At 46.7% G+C, this 19,620-nt stretch carries 22 protein-coding genes; 8 read left to right on the top strand and 14 right to left on the bottom strand.

Going from position 1 to position 19,620, the window contains the following annotated elements:
- Positions 1–116: 116 nt before the first annotated feature.
- The 5 genes from efp to ACN0TT_RS19595 all read right to left on the bottom strand — a co-directional run bounded on the left by efp (position 117) and on the right by ACN0TT_RS19595 (position 3,851).
- The gene (gene efp / locus ACN0TT_RS19575) at positions 117–680 is read right to left on the bottom strand and encodes an elongation factor P (RefSeq protein ID WP_238897402.1); all 564 of its coding nucleotides are present in this window, start codon (positions 678–680) and stop codon (positions 117–119) included.
- Between the two features lie 46 nt (positions 681–726).
- On the bottom strand, positions 727–1,899 hold the full coding sequence (gene earP / locus ACN0TT_RS19580; RefSeq protein WP_417763807.1) for an elongation factor P maturation arginine rhamnosyltransferase EarP: 1,173 nt from the start codon (positions 1,897–1,899) through the stop codon (positions 727–729).
- Positions 1,900–1,955: 56 nt separating this feature from the next.
- Entirely contained in the window at positions 1,956–2,483 is a 528-nt protein-coding gene (gene fldA, locus ACN0TT_RS19585; RefSeq protein ID WP_417763808.1) for a flavodoxin FldA, read from the bottom strand.
- A 46-nt stretch (positions 2,484–2,529) separates the two neighbouring features.
- Entirely contained in the window at positions 2,530–2,808 is a 279-nt protein-coding gene (gene ybfE, locus ACN0TT_RS19590; protein WP_417763809.1) for a LexA regulated protein, read from the bottom strand.
- Positions 2,809–3,068: 260 nt separating this feature from the next.
- Positions 3,069–3,851, bottom strand: coding sequence for an alpha/beta fold hydrolase (locus ACN0TT_RS19595; RefSeq protein WP_417763810.1), 783 nt, complete (start codon positions 3,849–3,851; stop codon positions 3,069–3,071).
- 249 nt (positions 3,852–4,100) lie between these two features.
- Between ACN0TT_RS19595 and seqA the strand changes: the two genes are divergently transcribed.
- Both seqA and pgm read left to right on the top strand, forming a co-directional pair.
- Positions 4,101–4,655, top strand: coding sequence for a replication initiation negative regulator SeqA (seqA, locus tag ACN0TT_RS19600; protein WP_417763811.1), 555 nt, complete (start codon positions 4,101–4,103; stop codon positions 4,653–4,655).
- A gap of 37 nt (positions 4,656–4,692) precedes the next feature.
- Positions 4,693–6,345: a phosphoglucomutase (alpha-D-glucose-1,6-bisphosphate-dependent) gene (pgm, locus tag ACN0TT_RS19605; RefSeq protein ID WP_417763812.1), complete on the top strand. Its 1,653-nt coding sequence runs from the start codon at positions 4,693–4,695 to the stop codon at positions 6,343–6,345.
- Between the two features lie 71 nt (positions 6,346–6,416).
- Here pgm and trxB read toward each other — a convergent pair whose 3' ends face one another.
- Positions 6,417–7,370: a thioredoxin-disulfide reductase gene (gene trxB, locus ACN0TT_RS19610; protein WP_417763813.1), complete on the bottom strand. Its 954-nt coding sequence runs from the start codon at positions 7,368–7,370 to the stop codon at positions 6,417–6,419.
- Positions 7,371–7,516: 146 nt separating this feature from the next.
- Positions 7,517–8,629: an alanine dehydrogenase gene (gene ald / locus ACN0TT_RS19615; RefSeq protein ID WP_417763814.1), complete on the bottom strand. Its 1,113-nt coding sequence runs from the start codon at positions 8,627–8,629 to the stop codon at positions 7,517–7,519.
- 176 nt (positions 8,630–8,805) lie between these two features.
- On the opposite strand from ald, the gene lrp reads away from it, so the two are divergent.
- The 6 genes from lrp to serS all read left to right on the top strand — a co-directional run bounded on the left by lrp (position 8,806) and on the right by serS (position 15,678).
- Positions 8,806–9,297 carry a leucine-responsive transcriptional regulator Lrp gene (gene lrp, locus ACN0TT_RS19620; protein WP_417763815.1) on the top strand — a complete coding sequence of 164 codons (492 nt, stop codon included), beginning with the start codon at positions 8,806–8,808 and terminating at the stop codon, positions 9,295–9,297.
- 172 nt (positions 9,298–9,469) lie between these two features.
- A complete protein-coding gene (locus tag ACN0TT_RS19625; protein ID WP_417763816.1) occupies positions 9,470–12,043 on the top strand; it encodes a DNA translocase FtsK in 2,574 nt (857 codons plus the stop codon).
- Positions 12,044–12,057: 14 nt separating this feature from the next.
- Positions 12,058–12,663, top strand: coding sequence for an outer membrane lipoprotein chaperone LolA (gene lolA, locus ACN0TT_RS19630; protein ID WP_417763817.1), 606 nt, complete (start codon positions 12,058–12,060; stop codon positions 12,661–12,663).
- A 12-nt stretch (positions 12,664–12,675) separates the two neighbouring features.
- Positions 12,676–14,007, top strand: a complete 1,332-nt coding sequence (locus ACN0TT_RS19635) for a replication-associated recombination protein A (protein ID WP_417763818.1) — start codon at positions 12,676–12,678, stop codon at positions 14,005–14,007.
- On the top strand, positions 14,000–14,374 hold the full coding sequence (crcB, locus tag ACN0TT_RS19640; RefSeq protein ID WP_417763819.1) for a fluoride efflux transporter CrcB: 375 nt from the start codon (positions 14,000–14,002) through the stop codon (positions 14,372–14,374). Before ACN0TT_RS19635 ends, crcB begins: the two co-directional genes overlap by 8 nt.
- Before the next feature lie 17 nt (positions 14,375–14,391).
- Positions 14,392–15,678 (top strand): serine--tRNA ligase, encoded by a 1,287-nt coding sequence (gene serS, locus ACN0TT_RS19645; RefSeq protein WP_417763820.1) that lies wholly within the window; start codon positions 14,392–14,394, stop codon positions 15,676–15,678.
- A 189-nt stretch (positions 15,679–15,867) separates the two neighbouring features.
- On the opposite strand, the gene ACN0TT_RS19650 is transcribed toward serS, so the two are convergent.
- From ACN0TT_RS19650 to punR, 7 genes are all read right to left on the bottom strand, one after another.
- Positions 15,868–16,263: a hypothetical protein gene (locus ACN0TT_RS19650; RefSeq protein ID WP_417763821.1), complete on the bottom strand. Its 396-nt coding sequence runs from the start codon at positions 16,261–16,263 to the stop codon at positions 15,868–15,870.
- 1 nt (position 16,264) lies between these two features.
- On the bottom strand, positions 16,265–16,603 hold the full coding sequence (locus ACN0TT_RS19655; protein WP_417763822.1) for a TusE/DsrC/DsvC family sulfur relay protein: 339 nt from the start codon (positions 16,601–16,603) through the stop codon (positions 16,265–16,267).
- On the bottom strand, positions 16,597–16,872 hold the full coding sequence (gene tusB / locus ACN0TT_RS19660; protein ID WP_417763823.1) for a sulfurtransferase complex subunit TusB: 276 nt from the start codon (positions 16,870–16,872) through the stop codon (positions 16,597–16,599). The genes ACN0TT_RS19655 and tusB overlap by 7 nt, the downstream gene beginning before the upstream one ends.
- The gene (gene tusC / locus ACN0TT_RS19665) at positions 16,869–17,222 is read right to left on the bottom strand and encodes a sulfurtransferase complex subunit TusC (RefSeq protein ID WP_417763824.1); all 354 of its coding nucleotides are present in this window, start codon (positions 17,220–17,222) and stop codon (positions 16,869–16,871) included. Before tusC ends, tusB begins: the two co-directional genes overlap by 4 nt.
- Entirely contained in the window at positions 17,222–17,608 is a 387-nt protein-coding gene (tusD, locus tag ACN0TT_RS19670; RefSeq protein WP_417763825.1) for a sulfurtransferase complex subunit TusD, read from the bottom strand. Before tusD ends, tusC begins: the two co-directional genes overlap by 1 nt.
- A gap of 60 nt (positions 17,609–17,668) precedes the next feature.
- On the bottom strand, positions 17,669–18,328 hold the full coding sequence (locus ACN0TT_RS19675) for a Bax inhibitor-1/YccA family protein (protein WP_417763826.1): 660 nt from the start codon (positions 18,326–18,328) through the stop codon (positions 17,669–17,671).
- Between the two features lie 116 nt (positions 18,329–18,444).
- Positions 18,445–19,350, bottom strand: a complete 906-nt coding sequence (gene punR / locus ACN0TT_RS19680; RefSeq protein WP_417763827.1) for a DNA-binding transcriptional activator PunR — start codon at positions 19,348–19,350, stop codon at positions 18,445–18,447.
- Between the last annotated feature and the right edge of the window lie 270 nt (positions 19,351–19,620).

Below are 19,620 nucleotides of genomic sequence, written 5' to 3' on the forward strand. Positions count from 1 at the left end.
CTTCCCCTCAGTCGGGGCGATTCAGGTTTCTTTCAACCTGACGGGTTTGCCAGCTTCGCTGGGCAAACAAAAAAGCCAGCACAATGTGCTGGCTTTTCAATGGATATCGGTACTGATTACACGCGTTTTTTGAATTCGCCAGTACGGGTATCGATTTCGATTTTGTCGCCTTCTTTAACGAAGTCAGCAACCATCACAGTCAGTTCTGAGTTAACCAGTTTAGCTGGTTTCATTACTTTACCAGTGGTGTCGCCACGCGCTGCTGGTTCAGTGTAACCCACTTCACGAACAATAGTAGTAGGCAATTCAACAGAGATTGCTTTACCTTCGTAGAAAGTTACCTGACAGATTTCTTCCATACCATCTACGATATAGTTGATAGCATCGCCCATGTTTTCTGCTTCAACATCGTACTGGTTAAATTCTGCGTCCATGAACACATACATTGGATCGGCAAAGTAGGAATAAGTACATTCCAGGCGTTCCAATTGGATGTCTTCTAATTTGTCATCCGCTTTGAACACAGTTTCAGTACCTGAACCCAGCAACAGGTTCTTAAGTTTCATTTTACAAACCGCAGCGTTACGGCCAGATTTGTTGTATTCGGTTTTCAGAACCACCATTGGGTTACCGTCAACCATAATTACGTTACCTGCGCGGACTTCCTGAGCAGTTTTCATTACCTAGATTCCTATATTTCACGGTTTTTCACTACAGCGCAGCATCTTAGCCGTTTTTCACCATTTGCACTAGCCTCTTAGCGAGATCTGCGTAGCTTATTGCAGTTTTTGGCCAAATTTCCGCATGTTGGGCTAACGTAACTCCATGATGTTGCAGAGATTGCCAGTTATCGCTAAAGACTGATGGGGCGTTCTGGTTAAAGGCTAAATTTAGCTGTTGCCAGGTGTTTGCGGCGTCTAATGGCAGCAGTTGGCAATAACGCTGCATAAATGCTTGTAATTTATCAATATGTGCATCTTCATCTTGCGGATAAATGTGCCATATGAACGGCTTGCCGGCCCACTGCGCTCGCAGGAAAGAATCTTCGCCGCGAACGATGTTAAAATCACACGACCATAGTAGCTGATCGTACTGTTCCTGATTGGTCATTGGCAGTACATGTAACGCCAATTTACCTTGCAAATAGTGCCGTTGTTGAAAGAGTTGTTCCGTGGTGGTTGCTAACGCGTCGGCTACCGATGTTAGCGCTCGGCCTCGCGGCACTAACAGATGAGTGACACGTTCGCCATCGATAAGCTGCTGGCACATTGCGTTAATGGCCGATGTCTCGTAGCTGAATAGGCTAATCACTTGATCTTCGGGCTGAACGCTATCAATACCTAAGCGTTCATAGAGTGAAAATCGCTGATTATTCCTTCGCCATGCGTCACGGCGTTCAAATAAATCGGCTTCACAAAGCAGACCGCCAGACTTCTCAGAAAATCCGGGAAAGAAGAAACGTTTTTTTACGCCATTTTTAACGGGCGAGTTTAGGCCATGGCAGTCATCAATCCACACCTCGGCGCTAAGATATTCGAGGTTGATCCACAGAGGGAAGGGAGAAACCGAAGCGGTTGCTGCGGTAATTTCATCTGGCAGTTCACACGCAAACGCTTCAATTAGCGCAGCACCAGCTTGCCATTGGCGCGTTAACGGTTGTTGCCATTTAATGATGTTGACCCGTTGATGTGTTTGTTCAACCAGCTCGATATCCAATTCTGGCAAAATAAACTGAAAGCTGCGTAAGTCGTCAACCCATAGGTTAACTGCTAATTGATATTCATCAGCGAGCTGTTTAGCCAAGCGCCAAGTGACACCAATATCACCGTAGTTATCAACCACAGTGCAGAAGATGTCCCAATGTTGGCTGGGAGTAGGGGATAAACTTAACTCTTTCATGCTGTCCACAAAAAAGGCGGCATTGAGCCGCCTTTTATCATTACATTAACTGGAAATTAGTCTTCCAGTTCGCTTAAGCACATTTCATCATAAATCTGCTTAACCCAAGCATCAACGCGTTCTTCAGTAAGCTCTGGTTGACGGTCTTCATCAATGCCTAAGCCGACAAAATGTTTGTCATCTACCAAGGCTTTTGATGCTTCAAAGTCGTAACCTTCAGTTGGCCAGTGTCCAATGATGATGGCACCACGAGGTTCCACGATATCGCGAATAGTACCCATAGCATCCAAGAAGTACTCTGCGTAATCTTCTTGGTCACCACAACCGAAAATCGCTACCAGTTTGTCGGTAAAGTCGATCTTTTCCAATTCTGGGAAGAAGTCATCCCAATCACATTGGGCTTCGCCGTAGTACCAAGTGGGAATGCCGAGGAGTAATAAATCGTATGACGCGATATCCTCTTTAGTACTCTTGGCAATATCTTTTACGGCGACCATTTTCTCGCCCAGTTTTTTCTGGATCATCTGGGCGATAGCTTCAGTGTTACCTGTGTCGCTACCGAAAAAAAGACCTACAGTTGCCATTGTCTTTCCTTTAGTTAATCTAAATACACAAAAAGTCTGAGATCGCTCAATACTGCCGAGTCAGAGTGTCCTGAAGAATGATCTCAATTAGCTGACTGCGACTGATGTTACTGTCGGACGCTTTCTCATTCAAGGCGTCAAACAATTCTTGTGACACCTTTAACTCTATTCGTTTTAATCCCTTCTCTCGATCACGTTTTATTTGGTTACGTTTGTTGACGCGTAACTGCTGCTCACGAGAGAGTGGATTACTTCTTGGACGTCCACGTCGCTTTTCATTGGCAAAAAGGTCGATCGTGGTTCTGTCAGTTGATTCTTTTGCCATGTTTCTTATTATAACTGCGCGTTACCGAAGCCTTTGGGCTGTTACTGAGCGCAATCTGATCGGCGTTAGACATTGGTGGCGGAGAGCCATATCTCCACACATCTCTGCCGTTGCCTAAAATCACGCCTTGCTAACTGCAAAAAACATCAGCAAAGGCTAACAGCCCCTAGCTACTCACACGGGATCAAGCGCTTAAGCAAAATCCCTTGCGTAAAAGAAGCGGGAATATATCACAGCCTCCCGCCATCAGCCATACACTGTTAAGCATTTGCTGAACAGTTGTCGATAAATTCGCTGACAATCCGATTAAACACTGCTGGTTTTTGTGCATGCAACCAATGCCCAGTGCCTTGAATGGTTTTAGCACTCACTTGCGGGAACTGACGCATCACTTCTGCGGTGTATTCTGCCGTGACGTAGTTTGAATCGCCGCCACGCACCAACAGTACAGGGCCTTGATAGACTTTTGCTGCACTCACATCAGTATTGAACCAGCCGATAATATAGTCATAACTGTTGATTAGCTCGGCGAGGTTAAATTTCCAACCAAAACCATCATCACCGCGACGTAAGCTTTTCAAGAGGAATTGGGCTGTTGCTTCATCGATATCGTAAGACAACAGATGGGCGAGGGCCGCGCGTCGATCTTTGATATCTGCGGGCATTGAAGTAAGCCCAGCAAAAACTTTCTCATGGTGTGGCGGATAACTTACCGGGGCAATATCAGCTGCTACCACGGCTTTTACTCGCTGAGGATAGTTAAGTGCCAAGGTCATGGCAATTTTGCCACCCATGGAGTGACCCACTACATAGAAGCTATCAATCGCGAGCGAATCCAACACTTCCATAATTGCTGCCGCCATAGCGGGATAGGTCATTGGACTTAATTGCGGGCTGTGGCCATGGTTGGGGCAATCGATGCGAATCGTGCGATTGCGGCTTTCGAGCTCTCTAGCTAAGCCTTTGAGATTGTCACAGTCACCAAACAAGCCATGTATTAGCACTACGGGAAAGCCCGCGCCTGTATCAACAAAATTTACCATGCAGCGTTACTACTATGAATTCCGATTTGGCAGGAGGCGGCTATTTTGGGCCATGGTTAGCAACGAGACAAGCCAATCGGCTAATTTTATTGCGGTAAATTTATTCAGTTGGTGGCAACAATCGCCTTAGACAGCGAAATTTTTACGGAGAAATCATGTCGCTATAAAAGGATTATGGCATACTGCCTCTACTAATAAGAAAACGCTTCTACTGCGAAAAGTTATCGCATTCGTATGTCAGGGAATAGCATGAAATATATTGAAATAGATGAAGAACTTTATCGTTACATTGCCAGTAAAACTGAAAAAATTGGTGAGAGTGCCTCAGATATTCTACGCCGCTTGCTGGCATTGTCTGTTACTGATTCAGAAGAGAGTCAGCCTGTAACCGTTACGGTAAGCCAACCAAGTTTAGAATCAAATTATCAACCTAATTCATTACCTGACGAACCAGAAGCCGGTGCAACTGAATTCCAATTTAGCCAAGCGCAACTGGAAGAGCAGAAAGGCGCCGTTGGACGTTTCCTTTATGCATTAAGCAGTTTGCAGCAACAAGCGCCGAAAAAATTTGCGGCGGTGTTACAGGTACAAGGTCGCGATCGACTGTATTTTGCACGCTCCAAAGATGAGCTATTGCAAGCCAGCCAGTCCAGCAACCCTAAAGAAATTGGTAACAGTGGTTACTGGGTAACCACCAATAACAATACCGCTAAAAAGCAGGCTATTCTGACCGAAGCCATTCAGGCATTAGGTTGCAACGAATCTGTTGCCGTTGCTTTGGCGAATCAGGCATTATCGAAATAGGCTTAATTGATTTCATTTCAAGGAAAGAGAGGACATTTTGGCTATTCACGACCGCGCAGGCAAAGTTGCCGAACAGCAAGATCTTATCAGCATCCCAAAACTAATGAGCTTGTACTATCGTCTCGTTCCTAATGTGGAAAACGCAGCGGAGCAAGTGAGTTTTGGTACATCAGGCCATCGAGGCTCTGCATTATTAAGTAGCTTCAACCAAAACCACATTTGGGCGATTACCCAAGCAACTGTAGATTACCGTCAGCAAGCGGGCATTAACGGTGAGCTATTCTTGGGAATGGATACCCATGCATTATCACAAGCTGCATATATTTCTGCATTAGAAGTACTGGTAGCAAATGATGTCAAAGTGGTAGTGCAGCAGGATGAAAGTTTTACGCCCACACCTGTAGTGTCTCACGCGATTGTTTCTGTCAATAAAGGCAAGGCAAAAGACACTGACGGTTTAGCCGATGGCCTGATTATCACGCCGTCGCATAATCCGCCACAAGACGGTGGCATTAAATACAATCCTCCACATGGTGGTCCAGCCGAAGGGCAAGTGACCAGTTGGATTCAAGACCGTGCTAATCAGTATTTGAAAAATCGGCTAGAAGGCATCAAAAAACTGAACTACGGCGTGGCAAAAACAGCGGGGCTTGTGAAAGAGCGTGATTTGATTACGCCATACGTTAAAGACCTAGCCAACGTGGTTGATGTAAAAGCCATTGCTAAAGCCGGTATTAAGATTGGTGTCGACCCACTCGGCGGCTCCGGCATTTACTATTGGGATGTGATCGCTAAAGAGTTCGGCATTAATATCACCTTAGTGAATGACAAAGTGGATCCTACTTTTGGTTTTATGCCGCTCGACAAAGACGGCAAAATCCGTATGGATTGCTCCTCGCCATACGCTATGGCTGGCTTACTGAAACATCAAGATGAGTTTGATGTCTGTCTCGGTAATGACCCAGATTACGACCGTCATGGCATTGTTTGCCCCCATTATGGCTTGATGAACCCTAACCATTATCTGGCGGTAGCAATTGATTACCTGTTGACTCATCGACCACAGTGGTCGAGCGAGCTGAAAATTGGTAAAACCTTGGTATCGAGTGCATTGATTGACCGCATTGTGGCTGGTCATCAACGTAACCTGTGCGAAGTGCCAGTCGGTTTTAAATGGTTCGTAGATGGGCTCGCCAATGGCTCATTTGCCTTCGGTGGTGAAGAAAGTGCGGGGGCGGCATTTTTACGCTTTGATGGCACCACTTGGTGTACCGATAAAGACGGTATCATTCTTGGCCTGCTCGCGGCGGAAATCCTAGCGGTTACCGGTAAGACACCCGCTGAGCGTTATCAAGAACTGATCAAAGAATATGGTACTAGCTATTACAGCCGAGTAGACAGCCCAATTAGCCCGAAACAGAAAGCCAAGTTTGGCGATCTTAATGCTGATACCTTAGGAGCAAGTGAGCTGGCAGGTGAAGCCATTGAAAGTGTATTGACCCATGCGCCAGGCAATGGTGCAGCGATCGGCGGCATTAAAGTCAACACAGCGAATGGTTGGTTTGCGGCGCGTCCTTCAGGCACCGAGGCGTTATATAAAGTTTATGCCGAGAGTTTTATCAGCGAACAGCACTTGGCGAGTTTGCTTAACGAAGCGCAAGCGTTAATTAAGCAAGCGCTGAAAGGTTAACTGTTGTTTTTTCAAAGAAAAAGCCAGCGCTAATTGCTGGCTTTTTTACTTTAAAAATAAGCAGTTATTTGCTATTTTTGTGCGTCTAGATAACGTTCAGCATCCAGTGCCGCCATACAACCAGTACCCGCAGAAGTAATGGCTTGACGATAATGTTGATCCATTACGTCACCAGCAGCAAATACACCTTCAACGCTAGTTTGTGTGGCATTGCCTTGCAGGCCGCTGTTTACCTTCAAATAGCCATTGTTCATTTCCAATTGACCTTCGAAGATGCCAGTATTCGGGCTGTGGCCGATAGCCACAAATACGCCTGCTACGTCTAAGTCGCTAACGCTGCCGTCTTTGGTGCTTTTCAGTTTTACACCAGTAACGCCCATGTCATCGCCAACCACTTCATCAAGGGTACTATCTAAATGCAGTACGATATTGCCGTTAGCAACTTTATCCATCATGCGATCAATCAGGATCTTTTCAGAGCGGAAGGTGTCACGACGGTGAATTACGTGTACTTCAGCAGCAATGTTAGACAGGTACAATGCTTCTTCTACCGCAGTGTTACCACCGCCGATAACCGCCACTTTTTGGTTACGATAAAAGAAACCATCACAGGTCGCACAAGCTGAAACACCACGGCCTTTGAATGATTCTTCAGAAGGCAGACCGAGATATTTGGCTGATGCTCCTGTGGTAACGATCAGCGCATCACAAGTGTAGCTGCCGTTGTCACCCACTAAAGTGAATGGACGCTTAGACAGATCTACCTTATTGATGTGATCGAAAATGATGTCGGTGTTGAATTTTTCCGCATGCTTTTGCATACGGTCCATCAGCAGCGGTCCGGTCAGATCATCTGCGTCGCCAGGCCAGTTTTCCACTTCAGTGGTCGTGGTTAACTGTCCGCCTTGTTGCATACCCGTGATCATGACTGGATTCAGGTTGGCACGCGCGGCATAAACCGCTGCAGTGTAGCCAGCTGGGCCTGAACCAAGGATCAGCAGATGACAGTGTTTGGATTCGCTCATTTTAAGCTCCGTCTGTTCGGTATAGTGGCAGGGATTTTAGGTAATTTAGCTGCAGTGGTAAAGCTAGCTTAAAGGAATATTCATGATTGCTGTAATCGAAAAAAGGAGCCATTGACTCCTTTTTAATCAAGAACTTTGCCACGCCATTACAATATGGTGGTTGCTGGGGTGTATTCCAACCCATGTGCTTCGGCAACTTCACGACAAGTGAGCTTACCGTGCATCACATTGAGACCATTAAGCAGGTGTCTATCGTGCAGCAATGCTTCTTTATAACCGAGCTTAGCCAGCTTGAGAATGTAGGGCAGGGTAGCGCTGTTGAGCGCAAATGTTGAAGTACGAGCCACAGCGCCCGGCATGTTGGCCACACAATAGTGCACCACGTCATCAACAATATAGGTTGGGTCTTGGTGTGTGGTTGCTTTGGATGTTTCGACACAGCCACCTTGGTCAATTGCCACGTCGACAATCGCACTACCGGGCTTCATCTTAGCTACCATCTCTTTAGTCACCAGTTTTGGTGCGGCGGCACCTGGGATCAGTACACCACCGATCACTAAATCAGCGTCCAACACCAGTTTTTCAATGGCATCCGCGGTCGAGTAAACGGTTTTAAGCGCTGCACCAAATTGCGCATTCAAACGACGCAACGCATCGATAGAACGATCAACTACAGTGACGTCCGCACCCATACCCAGCGCAATTTGCGCTGCATTGGTACCTACCATGCCGCCACCAATAATGACGACTTTCGCCGGTGCTACACCGGGAACTCCGCCAAGCAACATGCCGCGACCGCCGTGAGATTTTTCCAACGCCATGGCGCCCGCTTGAATCGACATGCGGCCAGCAACTTCTGACATTGGAGCTAACAGTGGTAAACCGCCACGGTCATCGGTAACGGTTTCATAGGCGATACAAACTGCGCCACTTTTTATTAAATCTTCAGTTTGAGGCAGATCTGGCGCCAAATGGAGATAAGTAAATAAAATCTGATCGTGCTTGAGCATGGCGCGTTCTACCGCCAAAGGCTCTTTAACTTTGACAATCATCTCTGCAATCGCAAAGATTTCTTCTGCTGTCGCAAGGATTTCGGCACCCGCGTCAATATACGCTTGGTCACTGAAACCAATGCCTGTACCGGCGTTTTGCTCAATGAAAACCTGATGCCCTTGTAGGGTAAGTTCCTTCACGGCGGATGGCACCATACCTACGCGGTATTCATGGTTTTTTATCTCTTTTGGTACACCAATTTTCATATGTAGAGCCTCGAGTGTAAAACACATCTGTCGGGAGTAAGATATTTGTTATAATTAACTGCTGATGTCATGCATCAGGATTTTCTAGTATATTATTGTCGCAGCAGATAATGTTGCTGAAGTTCCAACATACGCGAAATTAAATATTGTTTTAGTGATAAAACAAGGTTAAAAAAATGGCCGAAATTAAAAAGAGCACTATGAAAGACCTCGATAGAATCGACCGTAACATCCTTAATGAACTGCAAAACGATGGTCGTATGTCGAACGTCGAACTTTCAAAAAGAGTGGGATTAAGTCCTACTCCTTGTCTGGAACGGGTTAAACGCTTAGAAAAGCAAGGATATATCAAGGGATATAACGCCCAGGTAAATCCGCAGTTGCTGGGAGCATCACTACTGATTTTTGTAGAGATCACCCTTAACCGCGATACGCCTGACGTTTTTGATAAGTTTAATCGCGCCGTTCAATATCTCGATAATATTCAGGAGTGTCACTTAGTATCAGGTGATTTCGATTACCTGTTGAAAACACGAGTGGAAGACATGTCTGCCTACCGCAAACTGCTAGGGGAAACCCTGCTGAAGTTGCCAGCAGTCTCTGATACTCGTACCTACGTGGTCATGGAAGAAGTAAAACAAAGCAATCGCATCGCGATTGAATTGTAAGCACTATCCAAGTTGTCTTTTATTACGATAAAAGACAACTTTCTTATCGTTCAATTTCCCTTCAACTTCATAAAGCTATGCTTATCCTCTCAAATGGCTGAGGACCACTGCACTTTACGGCAGATTCTGGTATCTTAGCTGCAGTTTCATTTTTGCTTCGATGGATACCAGCTTGTCTCAGGGAAAAAGCATTAAAACCTTGTCCGGCCTGCAACGTTTGCAGGAAATCGGCTTAATCATCTGTGGCGTTGCGGCCGTTTACATTCTATTGTCACTTGGCAGTTTTAATCCGTCCGATCCCGGATGGAGCCAGTCACGATTTAGTGGCAACATTAAAAACCTCGCAGGTGCTGTCGGTGCATGGACAGCCGATGTGCTGCTCTATTTCCTCGGTTACACCGCCTACTGCATTCCGTTGGTAATAGTGGCGCTTGGCTGGCTGCTATTCCGTCGTAGTTACGAGTTAACTCGGGTGGATTATTTCTCTGTTGGCCTGAGAATAGTTGGCTTTTTGTTGTTAGTGACCAGTCTTGCGGCACTGGCGTCGATGAATGCTAATGATATCTACGAATTTTCCGCCGGTGGTGTAACGGGGGATGTGATTTGGCAAGCCATGCTGCCGTACTTCAATCAGCTCGGCACCACGCTACTGCTACTGTGTTTTGTCTGTGCTGGTTTCACCCTGATGACAGGCATTAGCATGATTGCGTTGGTTGAATCCATTGGTTACGGCACGTTCTGGGCGGTAAAGAAGCTGGGCGATATTCCGCAAGCGTTCTCGTCAGCTAAAGAAACCAAAGACACTCAAGGTTTTTTGTCCGTGGTTGAAAAGTTTAAGCAACGCCGTGCAGAAGCTGAACTTGAATACAAGCCACAAGCTGTATCAAAACACGCTGATCCAGTCGAACAAACACCAGATGAAGATGACGACAGTGACACCGATGGCGAACACAAAACAGGGCTGTTATCGCGCTTTATTCGTAAAAAGCCTGTCGTTGATGAAGATACTGATACCTTAGAGGTGCCAGCTGGTACTCGCGTTGAGCCGGTTATTCACATGTACCACGCTGAAGACCATGCTGCGCCAAATGCCGTGGTTGAGCCATTGGACGATGCTTTTGAAACACCGCGCTCTACCGGTACAACCAGCAATTTCAAGCAGCGTAAGCTTGATGCGCAAAAGGCGAGAGTAGAAAACGGCATCATTGTCATCCCAGGTGAAGAGCCAATCGCGCGGCCTAAACCAGAAACGCCGTTGCCAAGTATCGACTTGCTCAATGTACCCAATCGTAAGCAAAACCCAATTTCTGAAGATGAGCTGCAGCAGGTGGCGCGCTTGGTTGAAGTCAAATTGGCGGACTTTAACATTACCGCAAATGTGGTCGGGGTTTTTCCAGGGCCGGTCATTACGCGTTTTGAGCTGGAATTAGCTCCTGGCGTTAAAGCGTCTAAGATCTCAAACCTGTCAAAAGATTTGGCGCGTTCACTGCTGGCCGAAAGCGTGCGTGTTGTCGAAGTTATTCCTGGCAAAGCCTACGTTGGCTTAGAGTTGCCAAACAAATTCCGCGAAACGGTATTCCTGCGAGATGTGCTTGATTGCGAATCCTTTAAAACCAACAAGTCGAATCTGACGATGGTGCTAGGGCAGGACATTGCTGGTGAACCCGTCATTGTTGATTTAGCGAAAATGCCTCACTTGCTCGTAGCTGGTACCACAGGTTCAGGTAAATCTGTCGGTGTAAACGTGATGATTACCAGTTTGCTGTACAAGTCATCGCCAGATGAAGTGCGCTTTATCATGATCGACCCGAAAATGCTCGAGCTGTCGGTCTACGAAGGCATTCCGCATCTTCTTTGTGAAGTGGTTACCGACATGAAAGAAGCCGCTAACGCACTGCGTTGGTGTGTAGGTGAAATGGAGCGCCGATATAAACTGATGTCCGCATTAGGAGTGCGTAACCTCAAGGGCTTCAACGCTAAGATTGATAAAGCTCATGCCGAAGGCGAAGTGATTCAAGACCCATTGTGGCGTGCAGACCAGAGCATGGAAGATGAAGCGCCGGCGTTAGAAAAACTGCCGTCCATTGTCGTTGTGGTCGATGAATTTGCTGACATGATAATGATTGTCGGTAAAAAGGTGGAAGAGCTGATTGCTCGTATTGCACAGAAAGCGCGTGCCGCTGGCATCCACTTGATTCTCGCCACACAGCGCCCATCGGTAGATGTGATCACCGGTTTGATTAAAGCTAACATTCCGACTCGTATCGCGTTCCAAGTGTCATCACGCATTGACTCTCGAACCATTCTCGATCAACAAGGCGCTGAAACGCTGTTGGGTATGGGGGATATGTTGTATCTGCCGCCAGGAACCAGTGTTCCTATCCGTGTGCACGGTGCGTTTATCGACGATGATGAAGTACATGCGGTGGTGAGTGATTGGCACGCTCGCGGTAAACCGCAGTATCTCGATGAAATTCTTAATGGTTCATCTGAAGGCGAGCAAGTATTGTTACCGGGCGAAGCTGCCGAAAACGGCGATGAAGAGTACGATGAGTTATACGATGAAGCAGTTGCATTCGTTACAGAAACTCGTCGTGGTTCAATCTCTAGCGTGCAGCGTAAATTCAAGATTGGCTACAACCGTGCAGCGCGTATTATCGAGCAAATGGAAATGCAGGGCATCGTAAGTGCTCAAGGCCATAACGGTAACCGCGAAGTGCTCGCTCCGCCGCCACCAAAGTCATAAGTAAAGAGGTATTCATGACGCGATTAATGTTTGTAGCGCTGAGTATGTGCGCCACGTCGGCCATTGCTGCTACGCCCGCTGAGCAGTTACAGCAAAAATTAGATGCTAATCCCGGCTTTCAAGCTGAGTTTCAGCAGACCGTGACTGACGTAAACCACAAAGTGATTCAATCCGGAAGCGGCTTATTGGCGTTGGCACAACCCAACCATTTTTATTGGCATCTACAACAACCAGACGAATCGCTGATTGTGGCTGATGGTAAAGACGTGTGGATTTATAACCCGTTTGCTGAAGAGGTCAGCGTGCTACCGCTCGATCAAGCGATTGCCGCCTCTCCAATGACCTTGTTGGTTCACCGTGATGCCGCCGTGTGGAATGACTTTGACATCAAAGCCAAAGATAACTGCTACACCATTGATCCGAAAAGCAGCGATGCAGGCGTGCAAGGGGTGAGTGTTTGTTTTGATGGTAACAAACTGACCGAAATTTCGTTGAACGATAATCAAGGTAACCACAGTGAATTTGCTTTGAGCGCGCAACAACCGATTGCCGCCAGTGCGCCAATTTTTAGTTTTACTGTGCCAGAAGGTGTGTCAGTTGACGATCAACGTGGTCGATAACGGCAAGCAAGTATGGATAATTTAGGTTTTGATTTTGCGCCAGATTTTCGCCCGTTAGCGGCGAGAATGCGGCCGCAAACAATCGAAGAATATGTTGGCCAATCGCATATTTTAGGTGAAGGGCAGGCGCTACGTTCAGCGCTACAGGTAGGCAAAGCGCATTCGATGATGTTCTGGGGCCCTCCTGGCACCGGTAAAACAACGCTCGCCGAACTGATTGCCCATTACGCGAATGCCCATGTTGAGCGGATTTCTGCGGTGAGCTCTGGTGTAAAAGAGATCCGCACTGCAATTGAACACGCCAAAAGCGTTGCTCAGTCGCGCGGGCAACGTACCTTGCTGTTTGTTGATGAGGTACATAGGTTCAACAAAAGCCAGCAAGATGCGTTCTTACCCTTTATTGAAGATGGCACGGTAATTTTCGTTGGTGCCACCACTGAAAACCCGTCGTTTGAAATCAACAACGCCTTGCTCAGTCGCGTGCGGGTGTATCTGATTAAACGTTTGTCCGACGCTGAGATCGGTACCATCGTTCAGCAGGCGCTGACTGATGCTGAGCGTGGGCTAGGTAAACGTCAACTACAGATGCCAGCAGATGTGCAACAGCAGTTGGCTGATACCGTGGATGGTGATGCTCGACGTGCGCTTAATTTATTGGAGTTAATGGCCGACATGTTGCCGGATGGCGGCGTGTTTAGCAAAGAACTGCTGACCCAAGTCTCCGGCGAGCAGCTAGCAGGGTTTGATAAAAACGGTGACCAGTATTATGACTTGATCTCCGCCGTACATAAATCGATTCGCGGCTCATCACCTGATGGCGCACTTTATTGGTATGGTCGTATGTTGGAAGGCGGTTGCGACCCACTGTATGTCGCCAGGCGCTTGCTAGCCATCGCCTCGGAAGATGTGGGTAATGCTGACCCAACCGCGATGACAGTGGCACTTAATGCTTGGGACTGTTTCCATCGAGTGGGACCAGCAGAAGGTGAGCGGGCCATCGCTCAAGCAATTGTTTACCTCGCGGTCGCGCCAAAAAGCAATGCGGTCTACAAAGCCTTTGCTGCGGCGCGTCAATTAGCTCAGCAAACCGGCAATGAGCCAGTGCCGATGCATTTACGCAATGCACCGACCAAATTACTGGCATCAATCGGAGCGGGCGAGGATTATCGCTACGCTCATAACGAAGATAATGCTTACGCCGCAGGGGAGAATTATTTCCCGGAAACGCTCAAAGATAGTCAGTTTTATCATCCGACCGACCGCGGGTTTGAAAAACGGATGCAAGAAAAGTTAAAGCTGTTGCGACAAATGGACCAAACAAGTCAAAGGAAACGTTATGAATAATCTGGTTTGGGTAGCACTTGGTGGTGCAGGTGGTGCAGTTTTGCGCTACTCAATCTCGATATTTATGATCCAGCTATTTGGTAGTAGTTTCCCTTTTGGTACACTGACGGTTAATGTACTTGGCTCATTTCTGATGGGAATTGTTGCCGCGCTATCTCAACTTAGTCATATTTCACCTGAAGTTAAGGCATTGTTGGGCGTTGGGTTTATGGGCGCGTTAACAACTTTTTCGACCTTTTCAAATGAGACCTTAATGCTCATCCAAGGCGGTGAGTTGCTAAAGGCATTTTTAAATGTGGCGTTGAACCTGATTATCTGTCTTTTGATGGTGTATCTTGGTCAACAATTGATTCTTTCACGCGTATAACGAATAAAGATTAAAAAATGTTAGATCCTAAATATCTGCGTAATGAACTGGCGACGACGGCTGAGCGTTTGGCGACCCGTGGTTTTATTCTAGACGTTTCAAAACTTACTAAGCTTGAAGAAACTCGTAAGGCGCTTCAGGTAGAAACTGAAGAACTGCAAGCTTCACGTAATGCGATTTCAAAATCGATTGGCCAAGCGAAATCGCGTGGCGAAGATGTTGCTCCCATCATGGCACAGGTAGGTGATCTGGGCGAAAAGCTGGCAGCTAAGCAAGCTGAACTCTCCAAACTGTTAGAAGAAGTGCAAGCGGTTGCGCTGGGCATGCCTAACTTGCCTGATGAATCAGTACCTGTTGGTCGTGACGAAAGCGAAAACGTTGAAGTACGCCGCTGGGGCACTCCTCGTGAATTTGATTTTGAAGTTAAAGATCACGTTGACTTAGGTGAAGGCGTCAAAGGTCTAGATTTCAAAAGTGCAGTTAAACTGACTGGTTCACGCTTTGTCGTTATGCAAGGGCAAATTGCCAAATTGCACCGTGCACTAGCACAGTTCATGTTAGATCTGCACACTACAGAACACGGCTACACCGAAACTTACGTACCTTTGCTGGTGAATGACGACAGCCTGTTAGGTACGGGGCAGTTGCCTAAGTTTGAAGAAGACTTGTTCCACACCAAGCCAGCAACTGAAGAAGCGCAAAGCTTGCACTTGATCCCAACAGCGGAAGTGCCGTTGACCAACTTAGCCCGTGACATGATCATCGATGAAACTGAGTTGCCAATCAAATTGACTGCACATACCGCATGTTTCCGTAGCGAAGCGGGTTCATACGGTCGTGACACTCGTGGTCTTATCCGTCAACACCAATTCGACAAAGTTGAATTAGTACAGTTGGTGAAACCGGAAGATTCAATGAATGCATTGGAACAACTGACTAACCATGCTGAGAAAGTGCTGCAAAAACTCGATTTGCCATATCGTGTTATGAGCCTGTGCACAGGCGATATGGGTTTTGGTTCCGCTAAAACTTATGACTTGGAAGTGTGGTTGCCAGCGCAAAACAGTTATCGTGAGATCTCGTCTTGTTCAAACATGAAAGATTTCCAAGCACGTCGTATGCAAGCTCGCTATCGTGGTGTTGCTGATAAGAAGCCAACCTTGCTACATACCTTAAATGGTTCAGGTTTGGCAGTCGGCCGTACATTGGTGGCCGTATTGGAAAACTACCAAAACGCCGATGGTTCTATCACCGTGCCAGAAGTATTGCGTCCATATATGGGTGGTATTGCAAAAATAGGTTAGTAGTCAATGGACAATGACAGTCGTAGATACGTTAAAAAATTATCCTACGCAGTGGTCGCAATATTGTTCTTGTTATTAATTTTTGCGACGTTAGGGAAAGCCGCAGTACTGGTAATAGAAAACCTTAACTAATGGATGACCAGTCAATACAGTCAAGTTAAGGCTAAAACCAATGAAAAAGGCAGAGATTCAATCTCTGCCTTTTGCTTTTTTGTTGAGAATCTTGAGTTGCCGTCGTTGTCTCATGCCGACGCGATAGCCATGCCAAAACTGCTCTGTAGATGTTGCTGATAAGCTCAGCAGAAGTAAATACAGCCCAGCGATCAACGCCAGCACACCACATAATCCAGTGCTCAGCAGCGCGATAACATAATCAAGCCAATTGGTTTGATGCCAAGAGTGCGTTTTCACATTGAAGTTAACCGACGCGTTTCTTGATTGCCAAGCACCAACAGTAGCGCTAGCTAAAGTAAGTGTTGCCGCTAGGCTAAGTAACCAACGTGATAGCCGATATCGCAATAGGTAGCGTTGTTTTTTACGCCGATATTCAGCTAGGCGACCACTTTTACGCTGCAAGTCCACCACACTAAATACATTTAGCAGGTTTGGGTAATCCGGCAATTTTGGTGGCTTGTTTCGCGGGGCCGACCGGAAATAACTTATACAGGTATTTTGAATTCCCTTTGTCTTCACCCAGCTTTTGCCCCATCGCTTTAACTAAAGCTCGAATGGCAGGACTAGTTTTGTATTCTAAATAGAAATCACGTACGAAATTAACCACTTCCCAGTGGGCATCGGTTAACTCAATCTCTTCCTTTGCGGCAATGATTGGTGCCAGCTCAGGTTGCCAATCATTCACATCAAGCAGATAACCTTGTGCATCGATGGCGATTTCACGCCCATTAAATTCAATACTGTTTACCACGAAATAACCTTGTCATGTGCTAGCGTCAAGTGTAACCACTGCGCGTAATCAATCTGAGTATAGTCGGCTAGCTGTGCTGCTAAGCCAAGCGCTGCCACATCCTCCGCCAATAGATACGTTGGTACTGATGGGCGCGGTAATGATGTTTGTAATAGTCCGTACAGCGCTTCGCCCATGAACAATACACTATCGTCAGTGCCGATCAAAGGCAGGGCACTTTGATAAGCATTATCGGCATTAAGGGATGTCTGAAATTGATGAAGAATCAAAATACCAGTACCTCATCGACCTGTTGAAGATGCTGTTGCAGGCTGAGTTGATCAACCACATCGGCGGCGTAACTTAATTGCGCGGCGGCGATACCGAATTTCGTTAACGCGGTATCAAGTATCATCACCGGTTCAATATCGTAGAAATCGACTGCTTTGAAAGTGGCAAGATAATCTTTATTGCCTATCTGCTCCGCTTGCTGTGGTAGTAGATTGAAGATGCCTTCATCGACAAAAACTAAACTGACCTGTTGATCTAGGCTGGCAGCCAACATGGCAAACTCTAATCCTTCACGTGCACGCGCATTACGATGGGGCGCGCTTCGGAAAATTACGGCGATCTGTTTCATTAAAATCTCACTACACGATCACTTTGGCTAATGCCTTTAACTAACTCAACGAGTCCACCAGCAGTAAAGGCTTCATCAAGGTTAGCCGTTAAACCGTGCTCCTGCGCCTCAATTGCCGCCAGCACACCGCGACGAGCGGCAGCGGTGGCGCAGTTAATCAACGGAATACTAAATTCTTGCTGTAGTTGACGCCATGCTGGTAGTAGTGGGGTTTCATCTGATGGGGTCAAGGTAAGACCATTGCCGTGATAAACACCATCCCCCAAGAAAAACACACTGTGAACCTTGTGGCCACTTGATAAGGCAGCGTGAGCAAACTTAATTGCCTTGAGGCCATTAGCGGGGGCTAACGGTGTACTGCTCACCAAAATAATAAACGTTTGCATAAAAAAATGGCCCTCGATTCAAGAGGGCCATTTTAACGCAGAATAATGGGATTTAGCAGGTTAATCGTCGTTGTTAATACCCAACAGATTCAAAATAGCGATAAACAGGTTAAGAAAGTCCAAATACAGCGAGATAGTCGCGCGAATGTAGTTGGTTTCACCACCGTTAACGATGCGGCTGGTATCAAACAAAATAAACCCGGTCATCAAAAGTGCAATACCGGCATTCAACGCCATGAACACCACAGAGTTACCTAAGAAGATATTAATGATTGCAGCAACAATCACAACGACTAAGCCCGCGATTAAGAACCCACGCATAAACGAAAAGTCTTTCTTCGTGGTCACTGCATAGGCTGATAACGATACAAAGATCGCCGCAGTTAATCCCAGCGCTTGCATGATTAACATTGGTCCGTTGTTCATGCCCAAATAGGTGTTAAGCAAGTGACCTAGCGACGCACCTTCGACACCGGTAAAGGCAAAGATCCATGCCAAACCCGCAGCGGAGTCAGCTTTCTTCAAAGTGACAAACAGCAATACGAGTCCGCCAATTGACAGTACCAGCGATGCGATGGGTGAAATGCCGATAGCGGTGGCAACCGCCGCACATACGGCAGAAAATGCCAGTGTCATTGCCAGCAACATGTAGGTGTTGCGCAGCATTTTGTTGACGACTTCCGTAGAAGCGCTAATCGAGTAGGTTGCATGCTGATTCATGTTGATCTCCTATGCTACCGATGAAATTAAAAATTCGTTATTAATTCAGACCGATGAATTGTATCGGCGTTCCATGAATTAACGTTTAAGTGTGCGATGACTTTATGAATATAAGGTTAATTTGCTAAAAACCAACTGTTGACTAGCCGCTGATCGCTACTTAAATAATCAACTAACCATGTCATTGCCTCATTTTGTACGTTGCGATCCCACACCAGCAAACTTTCACTATCTGCTTGGGTCAGTTCACAGGTTTTTTCTATTAGGCTGCCGTTGGCCAAAAACGGGTCAATAAGATGTGCAGGTAGCAAGCCAACGCCCAAGCCATCTTTCACACAGTTAATTGCGCGGATCCAATCTGGTACCGACATGGCTCGTTGTCCTGGGGCCACACCGCGACGATAACGCGGATAGTCGGACGCGGTATCGCTGACACATACCGCCGGATAGTCCACCAAGTCAGCAAGGCTAATGTGTGCGACTTCAGCTAAAGGGTGTTTAGCACCAACCACAAACTTCCATTGCAACTGTGCCAGTTTGCGAAACTCAAATGGTCCACCTACAGGAATATTTGACGAGGGGCCAATAGCCAGTTGGCAACGTTGTTCACTTAATGCCTGCCAGCAACCATTAACTTGTTCGCGGTAAATCCTTAGCTCAACATCAGTGAAGCGTTGATAAAAAGCACGGATCAGATGACTAATGCCGTCTTCGCGCACAATACCATCAATAGCAATGGCTAGAGCAGGGCGCCAGCCTTTGTTGATATCTAACGTAGATTGTTTCAATTCAACAATCGAAGCCATAACGCTTTTAGCGTGGCTAACAAAATGCTCGCCAGCTTCCGTTAGGCTGACGCTGCGATGATGCCGTTCAAACAACTCTACACCAATTTCTTCTTCAATCTGCTTAACGGCATAACTGATTGCCGAAGGCACTTTATTTAAGTGGTTAGCCGCAGAGGTAAAGCTTCCAAGCTTGGCAACCAGCTCTATCAGCTCAAAAGATTGTTCCGACAGCATGTGCATTCCTTGTTGGTGTGAATTCTTTTCATACAGCAAGTTACTCAGATCTTTGCAGTAACTCAAGCAAACATCGATGAAAAAGCCGCTGGATGGTGTAATTATTCAGCGGGATGTTCACGGCTTAACCAGTTGATTCAATAGATTTAAAAAGGGGTTTACAAGCTTGGTTCGATAGAGATATTATTCACCGCGTTCGGAGGGGTGGCAGAGTGGTTGAATGCACCGGTCTTGAAAACCGGCATGGGTTTATAGCCCATCCAGGGTTCA

The organism is Shewanella sp., from assembly GCF_048265805.1.
Classification (GTDB): Bacteria; Pseudomonadota; Gammaproteobacteria; order Enterobacterales; family Shewanellaceae; genus Shewanella.